Raw genomic sequence first — 16963 nt, forward strand, 5'->3', positions numbered from 1 at the left:
TATTTAACAAATTAATTTATTAAACACCAAGATAATCCAAAATACCTTCGGCAGCTTGACGGCCTTCCCAGATCGCAGTAACGACAAGATCTGAGCCACGTACCATATCACCACCAGCAAAGATTTTCGGGTTTGATGTCTGGAATTTGAATTCTTGCTTTTCAGCTGCGACAACACGGCCTGAACCATCAAGATTGATATTCACATTACCAAACCAGTCTGCTGGGCTTGGGCGGAAACCGAAAGCAAGTAAAACTGCATCAGCTGGTAATACTTCTTCAGAACCAGGAATTGGCTCAGGACTACGACGGCCACGACTATCTGGTTCACCCATTTGTGTCGTTACTACTTTTACGCCTGTCACCTTGCCATTTTCACCAACAATTTCGACCGGTTGACGATTGAACAGGAATTTAACGCCCTCTTCATAGGCATTTTTTACTTCGCGCGCAGAACCTGGCATGTTGCTTTCATCACGACGGTATGCACAAGTTACATCGTGAGCACCTTGGCGTAAAGAAGTACGGTTACAGTCCATAGCGGTATCACCACCACCTAGAACAATCACTTTTTTACCATCTAAGCTAATGTATTCACTTGGATCTTTTTCCCAACCTTGGCAACGGTTCACGTTAGAGATTAAGAAATCAAGTGCATCATAAACACCATCAAGATCTTCACCTGGGAAGCCACCCTTCATGTAGGTGTAAGTTCCCATACCCATGAATACCGCATCATATTCTGCAAGTAATTCATCAATCGTGATGTCTTTACCAATTTCAGTATTTAAACGGAATTCGATGCCCATACCTGTGAAAATTTCACGGCGGCGTTTCATCACATCTTTTTCCATTTTAAATTCTGGAATACCAAATGTAAGTAAGCCACCAATTTCAGGACGCTTATCGAATACAACTGGTTTAACACCACCACGAGCTAGAATATCTGCACAGCCTAAACCAGCAGGACCCGCACCAATAATTGCAACTTTTTTATCAGTCCATTTTACGCCTGACATATCTGGACGCCAGCCTAAAGCAAAAGCTGTGTCATTGATATATTTCTCAGCATTACCAATGGTTACTGCACCAAAACCATCATTTAAGGTACAAGCACCTTCACACAAACGGTCTTGTGGGCATACGCGACCACATACCTCAGGTAGTGTATTGGTTTGATGACAAAGCTCAGCAGCTTGGAAAATTTGGCCTTCAGCGATCAGTTTTAACCAGTTTGGAATGTAGTTATGTACAGGACATTTCCATTCGCAATATGGGTTACCACAGCCTAAACAACGGTGAGTCTGATTAGTGACAGTTTCCGATGTAAAAGGCTTATAAATTTCCACAAATTCTGCTTTGCGGACAGTAATATCTTTTTTCTCTGGATCTTGGCGTGGTACATCCAGAAATTGAAAGTCATTATTTAGGCGTTCTGCCATGTCTCTCTCCGTGGGTAGGCGCGGATTTCCTTGTTGCCCGCACCTGCCTATGTCTTTGCAGTCGTGGAATTATTGTGGGTCAGCTTGTGTTGTTTTCAAAAGCGTTTGCAAATTAGCAGCTTTTGGTTTCACAAGCCAGAATTTACGGCTGTAGAAATCGAACTCATTGCGGATTTTATAAGCCCAAGCACTACCAGTTTCTTTGATATGCTCATCGATAATACGCAACAAGAACTCTTTATGATCTTCCATAGATTCTGTTGAAATACGATTTAAATCAATCAATTCGTGGTTGTAGTAATCTACGAAGTCATTATCGAGGTCAAGTACATAAGCAAAACCACCAGTCATGCCCGCACCAAAGTTATGGCCTACTTTACCAAGTACAGTCACAACACCACCTGTCATGTATTCACAGCAGTGGTCACCCGCACCTTCGATTACAGCAAATGCGCCAGAGTTACGAACTGCAAAACGCTCACCCGCTGTACCTGCTGCAAAAAGCTTACCGCCAGTTGCACCATACAAACAGGTATTACCAATAATTGCTGTGTTTTGTGTTTGGAAAGGTGAACCTTGTGGTGGGAAAATCGAAATACGACCACCCGCCATACCTTTACCTACATAGTCGTTTGCATCACCTTCAAGACGGATGTGTAAACCACCAGCATTCCAAACGCCAAGCGACTGACCAGCTGTACCAGTTAAGTTCATTACAACTGGATGAGCTTCCATACCCAAGTTGCCGTAGCGACGAGCAATTTCACCCGAAACACGAGCACCGATTGAGCGGTCACAGTTCACGACGTTGAAGTTGAACTGACCACCAGCGCTTGACTCAATTGCAGGAAGCATTTCAGCAACCATTCTCTCAGCCAATACACCTTTATCAAATGGTGCATTACCTTCTACTTGACAGTATTGTGCTTTACCTTCAGCAGAAGGATGCGAAGTTAACAAAGCACTTAGATCAAGGTGAGCATGTTTTTCAGTTTCACCCGGCAATACCTCAAGTAAATCAACACGACCAATCAAGTCTTTCAATGAAGAAACACCTAATGCAGCCAACCATTCACGAGTTTCTTCCGCAATAAAGTGGAAGAAGTTGATGAGCATTTCTGGCTCGCCAATGTAGTGCTCTTGACGTAAATGATCTTGTTGAGTTGCAACGCCGGTTGCACAGTTATTTAAGTGACAAATACGGAGGTATTTACAACCTAGAGCGATCATTGGTGTTGAACCAAAGCCGAAACTTTCAGCACCTAAAATTGCTGCCTTGATTACATCAAGACCAGTTTTTAAACCACCATCAGTTTGTACACGTACTTTTCCACGCAAGTCGTTTACACGAAGTGCTTGATGCGCCTCACTCAAACCTAATTCCCATGGAGAACCCGCATGGTGAATTGAAGAAAGTGGAGATGCTGCGGTACCGCCGTCATAACCTGAAATGGTAATGAAGTCTGCATAAGCTTTTGCAACACCAGCAGCAATCGTACCTACACCCGGCTCAGATACCAATTTCACCGATACCATTGCTTTCGGGTTAACTTGTTTCAAGTCAAAAATTAACTGAGACAAATCTTCAATTGAGTAAATGTCGTGGTGTGGTGGAGGTGAAATTAACGTTACACCTGGTACCGAGTAACGTAAACGTGCAATTAAGCCATTTACTTTACCGCCTGGTAACTGACCACCCTCACCTGGTTTTGCACCTTGAGCAACCTTAATTTGCAATACTTCAGCAGAAGTTAGGTATGCAGGAGTTACACCAAAACGACCAGATGCGATCTGTTTGATTTTCGAGTTACGAATTGTGCCGTAACGAACAGGATCTTCACCGCCTTCACCAGAGTTTGAACGACCACCAATCGTGTTCATCGCGATTGCAATTGCTTCATGTGCTTCTGGAGAAAGAGCTCCTAAAGACATCCCTGCCGAGTCAAAACGAGGCAAGATATCTTCAACTGATTCAACTTGTTCAACTGGAATTGAGTTCGTTGTTTTTAACTTAAATAAGTCACGGATTGTCGCTACTGGACGGTTATTCACCAGCTCAGCATATTCTTTAAAGTCTTCGTATTTACCAGAGCGAACGGCTTTGTGCAATGCGTTAATCACATCTGGGTTAAACGCATGGTATTCTTTATCAAATACGAATTTAAGTAATCCACCCTGATCAATTGGCTTACGATTTGACCAAGCTGTCGCTGCTAATTTTTTCTGGTCTTTTTCAAGATCAGTAAATGTTGCACCCTGAATACGACTTGGAACACCTAAGAAACACTGATCTACCACTTCTGATGATAAACCTACTGCTTCAAAAAGCTGACCGCCACGATAAGAAGCAACTGTAGAGATACCCATTTTTGAAAGAACTTTTAATAAGCCTTTCTCAATACCTTTACGGAAGTTTGCTTGAGCATGAATTGGGTCACCTAAAAGCTCACCTTTCGCAATCAAGTCATTGATCACGTCATATGCAAGGTATGGGTAAACAGCGGTTGCACCGAAACCTAGTAATACCGCAAATTGGTGCGGATCACGTGCAAAACCAGTTTCAACCATGATATTTGCATCAGTACGCAGACCAGTTTTGATGAGGTAATGATGTACCGCGCCTGTTGCAAGTGCTGCGTTTGCTGGCAGCAAACCTTGACGGATATTTTTATCTGTTAAAACAATTAAAGTTTTGCCATCACGAACCGCTTGCGCCGCTTCTTCACAGATACGCGTGATCGCAGCTTGCAAGCCTTCTTCTTCAGCATAGTTTAAATTGATATCAACTGCTTCATAACCCGGACGCTCAATGCTACGGATTTGCTGCATTTTTGAATTTGACAATACAGGGCTAGAGATGATGATACGGTCAGCATGCTCAGGGCCTTGCTCAAATACGTTTTGTTCACGACCTAAACAGGTTTCAAGCGACATTACAATTGACTCACGTAGTGGGTCAATTGGCGGGTTTGTCACTTGAGCAAACTGTTGACGGAAGTAATCTGTTACGTGGCGTACTTGACGAGACAATACAGCCATTGGGGTATCATCACCCATAGAACCAACAGCTTCTTGTCCGCTTTCAGCAATTGGACGTAACAACTGGTCGCGCTCTTCAAATGTCACCATAAACATTTTTTGAGCCGCTTTTAAAGCATCGCCAGTTAAACCTTTATCTACTAATTGTTCTTCAAGTTCTGGGTTTGCATTTAAACGAATCGCATGATCACGTAACCACTCACGGTACGGACGCATGTTTTTCAAATGTGTACTAACATCTTTAGTATCAAGTACTTTGCCTGTTAAGGTATCAACTACCAAAATTTGGCCAGGACCTACACGGCCTTTAGAAACTACGTCTTCAGGCTCATAACCCCAAACACCGATTTCAGATGCCAAGGTAATGTAATCATTTTTGGTAATTACCCAACGCGCAGGACGCAAACCGTTACGGTCAAGCATACAGATCGCATGACGACCATCTTGAATAACAAGACCAGCTGGGCCATCCCAAGCTTCCATGTGTTTAGAGTTGAACTCATAGAATGCGCGTAAGTCTGCATCTAAAGTTTCTACGTTTTGCCAAGCTGGTGGTACGAGCATACGTAAGGCACGGAATAAATCCATACCACCACCGACTAAGATCTCAAGCATATTATCTAAGCTTGAAGAGTCCGAACCCGTACGGTTAACGATTGGGTTAAGCTCAGTAAGACCTGGTAATAATGGGTTTTCAAATTTAGGAGTACGCGCCAACGCCCAGTTACGGTTTGCTGTAATTGTGTTGATTTCACCATTATGAGCAAGGTAACGGAATGGTTGAGCCAACGGCCAACGCGGCAATGTATTAGTAGAGAAGCGTTGGTGGAATACCACGATATGTGATTTTAAACGCTCATCAGCTAAGTCTGTATAGAACTCAGCAATTGCAGCCGGCATCATCAAGCCTTTATAGCTGATTACTGTCGAACAAAGCGTAGTCACATAGAATGACGGATCATTTTGTAATTGTTGTTCTGCACGACGACGTGCCAAGAATAATTTACGGTTAAATTCAACTTCAGTTACGCCCATTGGACAGTTCACAATGACCTGTTCAAAAGCTGGTAAAGATTGAAGCGCAATTTCACCTAATGCATCGTTATTTGTAGGGACAACACGCCAAGCCAGTACACGTAGGCCATCTGACTCGATTTCTTTCGTTAAAATATTTTTAGAATGTTGCGCTAATGCCGGATCAGTATTTAAAAATACAGTACCCACAGCAAAAATTTCACTCAGTGTAATATCACTCAGTTTTTTTGCTTCATCACGGAAAAATTGCTTTGGCATCGCCAATAATAAGCCGCAACCATCTCCCGTCTTGCCATCTGCGGCAATACCACCACGGTGCGTCATGCAACTTAAACTGTGAATCGCGGTTTCAACTAGATGATGACTTGATTCACCCTTCATATGGGCGATCAGTCCAAAACCACAGTTATCCTTAAACTCATCAGGCTGATATAAACCTTGAGCGGGAGCTACAGTATTAGGCGATGGCATGTGCATAGCGTACCCTTCTTTCAATAAGGCTCTTTCGAGCGTCAAACAAACAACTTCTTTTTGCGATAGTGCCTACGGACGACAGTTAGCTCAATGTTTCACAAAAAAAATTTTTGGGCTGATAAGCCAATATACGCTGTTCCATTTTTACGTACACTGGTTTTTGCTAGAAAAATGTTTTGACTTATTTCGCACTCTTTTAAAGCAGTTCGACCCCTCGACTCTGCATAGAATTTACTCTTTAGAGCGCTAAAATAGTTTACAGCACATTAATAAGCACAAGAATAAAGCAAAAACTATGCCAATGTTATTTTTTGCAATTAAGTATTTATAATTATTGAAAATAGATCGATTTTATTCGCGTTATCATTTTAATAAATGACTAAATATGCACCACAGGTGATCAAAAAATATATATGCCTATTATTATTGCACCATATTTGTGCGATACATCCTTATAATTAATTACCTCTTGTGCCCTCATTTGTTGCATTTTTTACTGAAGGTTCTGTTGTACGATTCTGTTGAGCCTTTTTAGCCACATCAACTGCCGAATTAGACTGATGTACATCCACAACATTCCCCTCAGCATCTCGACGAATAATCGTTGTACGAGTTGTAGAGTTTGTGGCTGGAGCCGCCACTTTAGGTTGTGTAGCCACACCGCCCCCTATGAGCAAGGACTCATCAATTTTAGGCAGAGCAGCTGGACGTAACCGCACTTCATAAGTTTGGCTAATACCACCTTTCATTTCATCCGCACCTAAATCATTGACTAATGGCGCATAGGTCGAAAATTGTTGCGGTTGGGGTTTAATTGATTCAGGTAAATCAAGATTAAGTTGGGTTAACTGCTGAATTGCATCTTCAGAACGTTTAAATACACCATATGTCAAAACATATTGTTCAGATTGCTTATCTCCGCTTAAACGGAAGTAGATAAATTTATTTCGTTCTGGACGATTTTTTAAAAAGTTTTTAATAATATCTTCATCAGACGCACGGAAAAGCTCAAGCGTCCATTGTTTCTTGTTTTCATTAATAAATTTTGTACCGCGGAACTCTGCCTCATGTTGACCAGAAGCAACCGTACGGGTTGTTAAATCAAGAGGTCTAACTTCATCAGCTAAAGCCCCTAAATTAGCCGTTGTTGCTACCTTCTCTGGCTGAATTTGCACTGGCGCATCCGAATCAGCTGATTTTTCAACTTCAACCAGCTTTTTACTATCGGTCATTACCCAAAAAATAAAAGCGAGCAACAAGCAGACGATACCACCCACCAACCAGATATATTGTTGAACATTCTGCCAAAGTGTACGTGATACAGTCATGTGTTACCTTAATTTATTATCCGTGTTGATTTGCCAAAATAGCTTGTTTCATGAGTTCAACATCAAAGTCTTTAGTAATTACTGCTTGCCCAAGTTGCTTTAACAGCACTAAACGTAATTGACCATTGAGAACTTTTTTATCATGCGCCATATATCCAAGGAATTCATCCAATGGAATTTTTGGACATGATATCGGCAAATTAGCGCGTTGAATAATTTTTTTTGTACGCTCTACATCATCGCTTGAAATCCAACCTAAACGTTGTGATAAATCAGCCGCCATCACCATGCCTGTCGCTACTGCTTCACCATGCAACCAAGTGCCATAGCCAAGGTAAGATTCAATCGCATGACCGAAAGTATGCCCCAAGTTGAGTAAAGCTCGTTCGCCTTGCTCTTTTTCATCGTTAGCAACAATACGCGCTTTATGAGCACATGAACGATAAACAGCTTCTGCTAAAAGTTCAGCATCTCGCCCAATTAACCCATCCATATTCTGCTCTAACCAAACAAGAAAATCAGCGTCACCCAACAAGGCATATTTAATGACTTCTGATAATCCAGCAGATAACTCTCGATCTGGTAAAGTATCGAGTTGAGCCATATCAGCCAAAACAACTTGGGGTTGCTGAAATGCGCCCAACATGTTCTTACCAAGAGGATGATTAATCCCCGTTTTACCACCCACACTTGAGTCTACTTGTGAAAGAAGTGTAGTCGGAACCTGAATAAAATAAACACCACGTTGGAAACATGCTGACGCAAAACCAGCCATATCCCCGATAACACCACCACCCAAAGCTAAAACCGTACAATCACGATTAAAACCAGCTTCAAGTAAAGCATCAAAAATTAAATTTAGATGTTGAATATCTTTATATTTCTCACCATCTGGCAAAATACAAGTCGCTACAGTTTTACCCAAACTTTTTAAAGCTTCTTGATAATGAGATAAATATAAAGGAGCGACCGTTTCGTTACTCACGATCATGACCTGTTGACCATGAATATAAGGCTCAAGCAACTGCTTAGGATCAAGTTGACTGCCAATAAAAATAGGATAACGGCGTTCGCCTAATTCAACATGTAAAGTTTGCATGAGTTTATAAAACCACAAGTAAGTTTGGCTATTTTAGCGGGTTGGACAAAATAAGTTGCAAAATCTTTTGAGCAAGATCACGAGCAGCACCCTGATTGGTTTCAATCGTGTAATTCGCAACTTCACGATATAGAGGATCACGTATTTTTAACAAATCACGTAATTTTTGTTCAGGGTTTTCAACTTGTAATAGAGGTCTATTTTTATCGCGGTAAGTGCGTTGTAATTGTAGTTCTACAGGAGTGTAAAGATAAACAACAATACCACGTTGCTTTAGAAATTCGCGATTGGGTGCTTGAGTAATCGCACCTCCACCTGTCGCCAACACTAAGGCTTTACGGGAAGTCAACTCATTTAACACTACTGTTTCACGAGTACGAAATCCAAACTCCCCTTCTTTCTCAAAAATCCAGGGAATAGTGGCACCTGTTTTGCGTTCAATTTCATGATCACTATCTAAAAATTCACGCCCTAATAGTTCGGCTAAATGACGTCCAACGGTTGTTTTTCCTGCCCCCATGGGCCCTACCAAATAAATATTTGGCAGGGTTTCAAACGCTTTGCTTGGCAAGGCGCCACCTATTTCAATTGCTTTCATTAAAAAATATATTAATGATTTCTCACCAAAGTGTCATTAACAATTCGTGGCGTAATGAAAATCAGTAACTCTTGCTTATCATCAGATTTCTGATCCTTCCTAAATAAGCGTCCAATTCCCGGTAAATCCCCAAAGAAAGGAACTTTGGTTTGAGAGTTAAGGGTTGTCTGCTCAAACACCCCTCCTAAAATGACTGTCTCACCATTATTCACCAACACATTTGTCTTGATATTATTTTTATTTAGGATCAATTCACCATTAGGAGCCGCACCCGAAACCGAATCCTTTGAAATATCCAATTTCATTTGAATTTTGCCATCAGGCGTAATGCTCGGGGTAACATCTAGGCTTAATAGTGCATCTTTAAAAGAGGTACTTGCTGTAGCACCAGCAGCAGAATTAGTTGTAGTTTGATATGGGACCTGTTGACCTGTTGCAACTTTTGCAGGCTGTTTATCTGCAGTCATTACTTTAGGGGTAGAAATAACCTCACCATAGCCATCAGCTTGTAATGCAGAAAGTTCAAGATCAAGCATAAAATCAGACATACTAATCAAGCCAAAGGCAATACTCCCAGCCGGATTGGTTACACCTAAATCGACATTTAAGTTATCTGGACGTTCAATCGTGTATTTATAACCACCCGTAGTCTCATCCTTTTTAGGCTCTCGTAAATTCCACAAAGTCGTTTCACTACCACCAACTAACAAATTATTATTGTTAGTGATCCCTTGCGATAATATACCCCATTTAACACCGAGCTCTTTGGTAAAAGAAGTAGATGCTCTTACAATTCGCGCCTCAACCATAACCTGTTTAACTTGTACATCCAACAGATCAATCATTTTACGAATTTGATCAATCGACTGAGCCGTATCATTAATAATTAAGGTATTGGTACGATCATCTTGAGTAATTGTTCCACGGGGACTCAATAAACTTCCTACATTATTACCTAAACTATCAACACCAGTATTTAAATTAGTAGATGTAGAATTTCCACCATCAGATGTGCGCTGCATACCATTGCTATTATTTGAGCCTTGAGTAATTAAACTCATAATATCCTGAGCTTGCGCATATTTAAGTTGAATATACTCAGTTTGTAATGGGGCTAATTTCACGCTCTGTGCAACAGCTTTTGCTTCTTCTTCTTCAGCCTTGATCAGTTCCGCAACTGGAGCAATCCAAATTACATTTCCATTTCTGCGTTTATCTAAATTTTTAGTTTTTAAAATAATATCAAGTGCTTGGTCCCATGGTACATCTTTTAAACGCAAAGTGATATTACCTTGCACACTATCAGCCGCGACCATATTAATACCAGTAAAATCAGCAAGTAACTGTAAAACGCGACGAACTTCAATATCTTGAAAATCGAGAGAAAGCTTATTACCAGAGTAATTAGGCGTCTTATATAATGAGGTTACATTTTTGTCCTGCGGACGCTTGAGGCTAATGGTTAATTTATTTTCTGCCTGATAAGCCATATATTCATAGCTACCAGTAGATTGAATCGTAATAACACCATTGCCTTTTTCATTATAAGATTCAATTGTCGAAACAGGCGTCGCAAAATCATTTACATTTAAGCGTTTAGCTAGATGTGTAGGAATTTTAGAGCCTAACGTTCTTACTACAACTTTGCTACCTTGTTGTTGCACATCAACAGGGGTATTACCTCCCAACAGGTCAATAACGATAAGACCTTCCCCTTGACTACCGCGTTGGAAGCCGATGTTTGAAACACCTTGGGTTTGCATTGCACTTGCTGATACAGGTTTAGCTACAGCTTGCGCAGAATTAATCTTTAAAATAAAAGTATTGCCTTCAATACGAGTAGTAAAAGCACCTGCCTCTTTCAAATTTACAGTTAAACGTGAACGCTGATCATCGGAGCTTACATCGACCGAACTCGCTTCATTCGTTCCAATCGCTACTTTTGACTGTATTAAATTCTGCTGCGCTTTATTAAAATCTAAAATCAAACGTGAAGGATTCTCAAGCTGATAGGCCTGTGGTTGCGGTGGCAAGCCATTAAATATCACTCGAATTTCTGTTCCCTGACCCGCTATTTGCATCGGTACAATATTAGTCATGCTGACCTGTGCAGATGCAACCTGCATAATTGCAATCGCCACAGCTCCCATAGAAAACTGACGGAATACGTGATTCATTGTCTAACCATCCCCAATAAATAATCTTTAAAAATAATTTTTTTCTTTGTTATTCCCTAAATTTTAGGGTGCGGGTCCAATTAACACTAAGGTTCTTGGTCTCTCCACATAGCCTTCTCGCCCATCAGGAACAATCTCCACCAAATCAATCTGAGTAGGACCAATATGAGTAATTCGACCTTGATTCATCCCGATATAGTTCCCTACCTGCACTCGCTCAATTTGTTGATCAGGTGTTTGGATCAGAGCCATGACTTGCCCGCGGCTGTTACGCATACTTCCTTTCATATTTAAGGACTCTAATGCATAGCTTTCGAGTGGCTGTGGTGCACGCGAGAAATTCGGATATACTCGTTTCCCCGCCATAATTTTCAGCTCAGCAGCAAGTGAGCTTGGTAAAAATGGGCTCTTTAACTGATGGGCTGCATAATTAAATTGTGGCACAGGCGTAAAAACAGGCGCTGGTTCTATGGCTTGTGGTGGCTGATTACGTATATCGGCCATTTGCTGATTTACGGCGTCGATTCTAGAGTCGCATCCAGCTAAAGCTAAACATGCCAAAATAGAAAGAGAAAATTGTTTAAATTTCATCGTAATTCTCCTATTTCGGCTGTGTGTTAGCAGTAGAAGAATCAGGTGCTACCGAGGAAGCCGAAGCATTTTTTTCCTGATGTTCAGGATTTTCTACAGCACCCATATAGCGATAAGTTTTTGCTTTGATAGAATAATTAAGCACAGGAATATCTGATTTACCATCCTTAACAGGAGCAGCTTCAACAACAAAATCATGCATCGTCACAATACGTGGTAATGCTGCAATACTGCTAACAAAAGCACCGAAAGCGTGATAATCCCCAGTTGCTTCGATAGTAATAGGCTGTTCAATAAAAATTTCCTGCTTCACTTCATCTTCTAAGCGGATATTTTTAAACTTCAGACCAGAATTCACCCCCGTTAAGTTAATATCTTCAACTAAACTTGGAATTTCGGTTTCTTTTGGCAATTGTTCTAACTGTTGATTGAAGTTGGCTTGCATCTCTTGAAGTTGAAGCTGGTATTGCTGCAAGTTGCGTAATTTTGAGTCTTTTTCTCGAAACTCATTTAATAAATTACTTTCTTGTGCTTGAGCATTATCAATTGCTTGTAGCTTTGGTTGAATAGCAATAAAATACCCTAAAGCCAATACAGCAAAGAAAATAAAAATCCAACACGTAATTTTCACAGATAATGGCCAGCTGCCATAACTGTTCATGTCGAGCGTGTTAAATTGCTGAAGGAATTTTTCTAAGGTGATCTTTTTTTTCTTAGATGGAGCTTGTTCTAAAGACAGCTCATGAAGTTCATCAGGACTCATTTTGCCGCCTCCTTATCCGTACCTACAGACGTATTGGCGGTATCATCTGTTGTAGTCACACCCATTTCCCCTACATCAACAGTAACAACAAAACTGCCATAGCTATCTTCAACTCTAGGAAGCAAAGAACTTACAGCCTTATCTTTTTTCTCTTCGGTCGCCAAGAAAGAACTCATAAAAGCGTTGCGATACCATGGCGATGCTTCGAGATTACGTAATAACTCTGCAACTGTATTTGGACTTTCCGCTTTACCTTCAATCGTAAATTTATCTCCGGTTCGACTGAATTTAGTCAAATACATGGCTGCCGGGGTCACACGTACTAATTCATCCACCAAACGTACAACGACCGGACGCTGGCTTTGCAAACCTTGAATGAGCTTCATACGCTCAATAATTGCGTCCCGCTGTTCTTGCAAGCCATTTAAGGTTTTAAGTTGTTGATCTAGATTTTGGTTTGTACTGATGATGAGCTGATTTGCTTGTTCTTGATCATTTAATTTTTGATTCAAATAAAACCACCCTGCAAATACAGTGGTTATCCCCAAAACAACGACCCCAAAACATAAAATAATAAATTGTTTTTTACGCTGCTCCCTAAGCCCATCACGCCAAGGGAGTAAATTAATTGTTGCCATTAATCAAAACTCCTTAAAGCCAAGCCACATGCCACCATTAATGAAGAAGCATCATTTTCAATTTTTTGAACGTCGACTTGAGGAGAGAAACCCATTTGTAAAAATGGATTGGCAATAGTGACTCGGTAACCGAGTTTCTGCTGCAACAATTTAGCAAGCCCTGGAATATTGGCATTGCCACCTGCTAGCAAAATATGGTCAATTTCATTGAATTGGGATGAAGAGAAGAAAAACTGTAGAGATCTAGCAGCTTGCTGAACTACAGCATCTAAAAATGGTTCTAAGATTTCGATGTCATAATCATCAGGCAAAGAACGTTCTTTTTTAGCGCGTCCCGCTTCTTCTAATGACAAACCATAACGGCTTTGAATTTCCAAAGTAAGCTGTTTGCCACCAAAGACTTGTTCACGGGTATAAATGATTTTGCCATTTTGCATAACCGATAATGTCGTCATGGTATGGCCAATATCTAAAATACCAATGGTATTTGCACCCATGGGTAAGCTATCAGCAAACACACTAAAAGCACGCTCAACAGCATAACTTTCAACATCAGCAAGCTTAGGCGTTAAATCAACTAGTTCCAGTACTTCTACGCGTGTTTCAACATTTTCTGTTCGTGTTGCGACTAAAAGTACATTCACACGATTTGGATTCGGCAGTCGATCTGGTAAAACCTCAAAATCAAGGCTCACCTCATCTAAAGGGAACGGTATATATTGCTCCGCATCTAATCGAATCTGAACTTCACGTTCATCATCGTTCATATCTGCATCCATTTCGATGGTTTTATGAATAACCGTCGATGTTGGAACAGCAATTGCAGCGTTAGTGGTGTGGGGATTTGCTAAATTCATCGCCCGTTCCAAAGCTTCTGCAACTGCTTCTGGATTCAAAATATTTTTTTCAACTACACTGTTCTCAGGTAAAGGCGTTAAAGCATAGCTTTCTACCCAATATTTACCGTTCTTAACAGAGAGCTCTAACAACTTAACAGAAGTCGAACTAATATCGACACCCATTAACCCCTTATTCGGTTTACGATATAACCTGAGCACACTATTGTCCTATTATTTTTTTATCCCCAAAAAAATTACAAACCAATAATCTAGGTCTTTATTTTTACACGGATACAATATCTCATCTAACAATCCGCATGTCTAAAGGCTATACTGACCACAATTAGTTTGTATTCGATCTTATTAAAGCTTACTTATCATGAAAAAGCTATCCAGTTTGGGCTTCGTGCGTCCAATTTTTTTGATCATTATTATTATCTTAGTCTCACTTCCGATGGGCTTTTATGGCATGTATCTCTATATCGCCCCATCGCTTCCAGAAATGAGTTCACTAAAAAAAGCTCCCCTCTTAAAACCATTACAGGTCTACACTTCAGACAATCAACTGATTGCCGAGTACGGTGGTAAGCTTTCTATTCCGGTTGAATACAAACAAATTCCCCCTGCTTTTATTCATGCATTTTTAGCAGCAGAAGACTCTTCTTTCTTTGAACATAGCGGGATCAGTTTTAAGGGTTTAGGTCGTGCTTTGAGCGAAAGTGTGACGGGTTCGGATGTGCAAACCGGTGGTTCAACGATCACCATGCAAGTTGCAAAGAACTATTATTTGAGTCCAGAAAGAACTCTAAAACGTAAAATAACCGAAATCTTTTTGGCTCGAAAAATTGAGCAAAATTTATCCAAAGAAGAAATTCTCAGCCTCTATGTGAATAAAATCTTCTTAGGGAAAAATGCGTATGGTATCGCGGCAGCAGCCAAAATTTATTATAACAAAAGCATTAATGAGCTCAGTATTGCTCAAATGGCAATGATTGCAGGTTTGCCAAAAGCACCTTCTAAATATAACCCTGTAGTTAATCCTGAGCGCGCACTCGAACGACGCAACTGGATTTTAGGCCGTATGTTACAGCTGGGTTATATTTCTCAAGCAGAATATCAAAAAGCAGTTGCAGAGCCGATCAATTTAAATATGCCCAATCGGGATTTAAATAATATTCATCCCTATGCTGGGGAAATGGTTCGTTCAGAACTTGTCAAGCATTTCGGTGAACAAGCCATTGATTCTGGTTATAAAGTCTACACAACAATTAATGCTAAACGCCAAGCGATTGCAGAAAAAGCTGTGCAAGATGGCCTTGAGGCTTATGACCGTCGTCATGGCTGGCGTGGTGCTGAAGCACATGACAAACCGTTAACTGAATTTAGAGCATATGCCAACACCTATCCTGCACAAGTCACTAAGGTAAATAGCAGCTCTTTTGAAGCATTAATGCAAGATGGCTCAACCGTTACGGTTCAATGGTCTGGCATGTCATGGGCACGCCCCTATCGCAATGCAAATAGCGTAGGTGGCTCTCCTTCACGCGCATCTCAAATTGTTAAAGTTAAAGATATTGTTCGTTTACGCCCAAATGATAATAAAACCGCATGGTCTTTAGTTCAGGTTCCAAAAGTTCAAGGTCAACTCATTGCAATTAACCCGAATGATGGTTCAATTGAAGCAATCGTAGGTGGCTACAACTTCTATCAATCAAAATTTAACCGTGCCTTACAAGGCTGGCGTCAACCGGGTTCTACAATCAAGCCATTCCTCTATGCTTTAGCATTAGAAAGAGGTATGACCCCGTATAGCATGGTGAATGATAGCCCAATTACGATTGGCAAATGGACACCGCGAAACTCTGATGGGCGTTACTTAGGTATGATCCCATTACGTCGTGCTTTATATTTGTCTCGTAACACTGTATCAGTAAGACTTCTACAAACAGTAGGGATTGAACGTACTCGCCAATTATTTATGGATTTTGGTTTACAAGAAGATCAAATTCCACGTAACTACACCATTGCCTTAGGTACTCCTCAAGTATTACCAATTCAAATGGCAACTGGTTATGCAACGTTTGCAAACGGCGGCTACCGTGTTCAACCGCATTTTATTCAACGTATTGAAGATGCTTACGGCAAAGTCATTTATGAAGCCAAACCAGAATACGCATGTATTCCATGTATTAATGCACCTGACACCACAGATGATGAGCAAAAACCTAAAACGACTGATGATGAAGTCATTGAAGTTACGAATAAAGGCATAGAACAGAAAGAAAACACAGCTAAGCAGCTTAATCTTAAACAGACTGACAAAAACAACAGTCAATATCGCCAAGCTCAACGTATTTTAAAATCAAGCTCTGCTTATGATATGGCGAATATCTTACGTGATGTAATCGAGCATGGTACAGGTCGTGCTGCACTTAAAATTGGCCGTAGTGATTTAGGTGGTAAAACAGGTACTACAAATGATGCAAAAGATGCGTGGTTTGCAGGCTTCAACGGCAAGTTAGTGACTGTAGCATGGGTTGGATTTGACCAACCGACTACGCTTGGCCGTCGTGAATATGGTGGTATTGCCGCATTGCCGATCTGGATTAACTTTATGGGTCAAGCATTGCAAGGTACGCCAGCAGCTTGGGTCCGTTTAGATAAAGATGCTAAAGGTCCTATTTCACGTGACCAACAAGAAACCGTGACAGAAGTAGCCGATAAGAAAACTTATCGTGCGGCTCCACCACTAGCACGCCCGCTTTATCGCCCAGCACCGCCACAACCAAAACTAAACAATGACAATGACTTTTCCGATTTACCAGGTGAAGAAATTGTTATTCCGTCAAAAGCTGCGCCTCCTGCCATGAGACCTTCACAGGAGTCCGCTCCTAAGCGAGAAAAAGATGAATTAGAAAATCTGATTAATCAGATTGAATAA

Annotated in this window: 11 protein-coding genes; 1 reads left to right on the plus strand and 10 read right to left on the minus strand. The window is 40.8% G+C overall.

Translation table 11 applies throughout. The features are described 5' to 3' along the window. Positions 1-19: 19 nt before the first annotated feature. From ACTJJH_RS05005 to ACTJJH_RS05050, 10 genes are all read right to left on the minus strand, one after another. Positions 20-1441: a glutamate synthase subunit beta gene (locus ACTJJH_RS05005; RefSeq protein WP_002117101.1), complete on the minus strand. Its 1422-nt coding sequence runs from the start codon at positions 1439-1441 to the stop codon at positions 20-22. Positions 1442-1510: 69 nt separating this feature from the next. Next, positions 1511-5986 carry a glutamate synthase large subunit gene (gltB, locus tag ACTJJH_RS05010; RefSeq protein WP_171294552.1) on the minus strand — a complete coding sequence of 1492 codons (4476 nt, stop codon included), beginning with the start codon at positions 5984-5986 and terminating at the stop codon, positions 1511-1513. 461 nt (positions 5987-6447) lie between these two features. Further along, entirely contained in the window at positions 6448-7317 is an 870-nt protein-coding gene (locus tag ACTJJH_RS05015; RefSeq protein ID WP_104075353.1) for a hypothetical protein, read from the minus strand. A 16-nt stretch (positions 7318-7333) separates the two neighbouring features. After that, positions 7334-8416: a 3-dehydroquinate synthase gene (aroB, locus tag ACTJJH_RS05020; RefSeq protein ID WP_005067096.1), complete on the minus strand. Its 1083-nt coding sequence runs from the start codon at positions 8414-8416 to the stop codon at positions 7334-7336. Between the two features lie 28 nt (positions 8417-8444). Beyond that, positions 8445-9014, minus strand: coding sequence for a shikimate kinase AroK (aroK, locus tag ACTJJH_RS05025; protein ID WP_440600816.1), 570 nt, complete (start codon positions 9012-9014; stop codon positions 8445-8447). Positions 9015-9025: 11 nt separating this feature from the next. Beyond that, entirely contained in the window at positions 9026-11191 is a 2166-nt protein-coding gene (gene pilQ, locus ACTJJH_RS05030) for a type IV pilus secretin PilQ (protein WP_440600817.1), read from the minus strand. A 63-nt stretch (positions 11192-11254) separates the two neighbouring features. After that, a complete protein-coding gene (locus tag ACTJJH_RS05035) occupies positions 11255-11782 on the minus strand; it encodes a pilus assembly protein PilP (protein ID WP_069030175.1) in 528 nt (175 codons plus the stop codon). A 10-nt stretch (positions 11783-11792) separates the two neighbouring features. Next, positions 11793-12545: a type 4a pilus biogenesis protein PilO gene (locus tag ACTJJH_RS05040; RefSeq protein ID WP_440600818.1), complete on the minus strand. Its 753-nt coding sequence runs from the start codon at positions 12543-12545 to the stop codon at positions 11793-11795. Beyond that, on the minus strand, positions 12542-13183 hold the full coding sequence (locus tag ACTJJH_RS05045; protein WP_032004890.1) for a PilN domain-containing protein: 642 nt from the start codon (positions 13181-13183) through the stop codon (positions 12542-12544). Before ACTJJH_RS05045 ends, ACTJJH_RS05040 begins: the two co-directional genes overlap by 4 nt. Beyond that, positions 13183-14241: a pilus assembly protein PilM gene (locus ACTJJH_RS05050; RefSeq protein ID WP_005067078.1), complete on the minus strand. Its 1059-nt coding sequence runs from the start codon at positions 14239-14241 to the stop codon at positions 13183-13185. Before ACTJJH_RS05050 ends, ACTJJH_RS05045 begins: the two co-directional genes overlap by 1 nt. Positions 14242-14401: 160 nt before the next feature. On the opposite strand from ACTJJH_RS05050, the gene ponA reads away from it, so the two are divergent. Further along, on the plus strand, positions 14402-16963 hold the full coding sequence (gene ponA, locus ACTJJH_RS05055) for a penicillin-binding protein PBP1a (RefSeq protein ID WP_440600819.1): 2562 nt from the start codon (positions 14402-14404) through the stop codon (positions 16961-16963).

Source organism: Acinetobacter sp. 22301 (assembly GCF_052045285.1).
GTDB lineage: Bacteria > Pseudomonadota > Gammaproteobacteria > Pseudomonadales > Moraxellaceae > Acinetobacter > Acinetobacter pittii.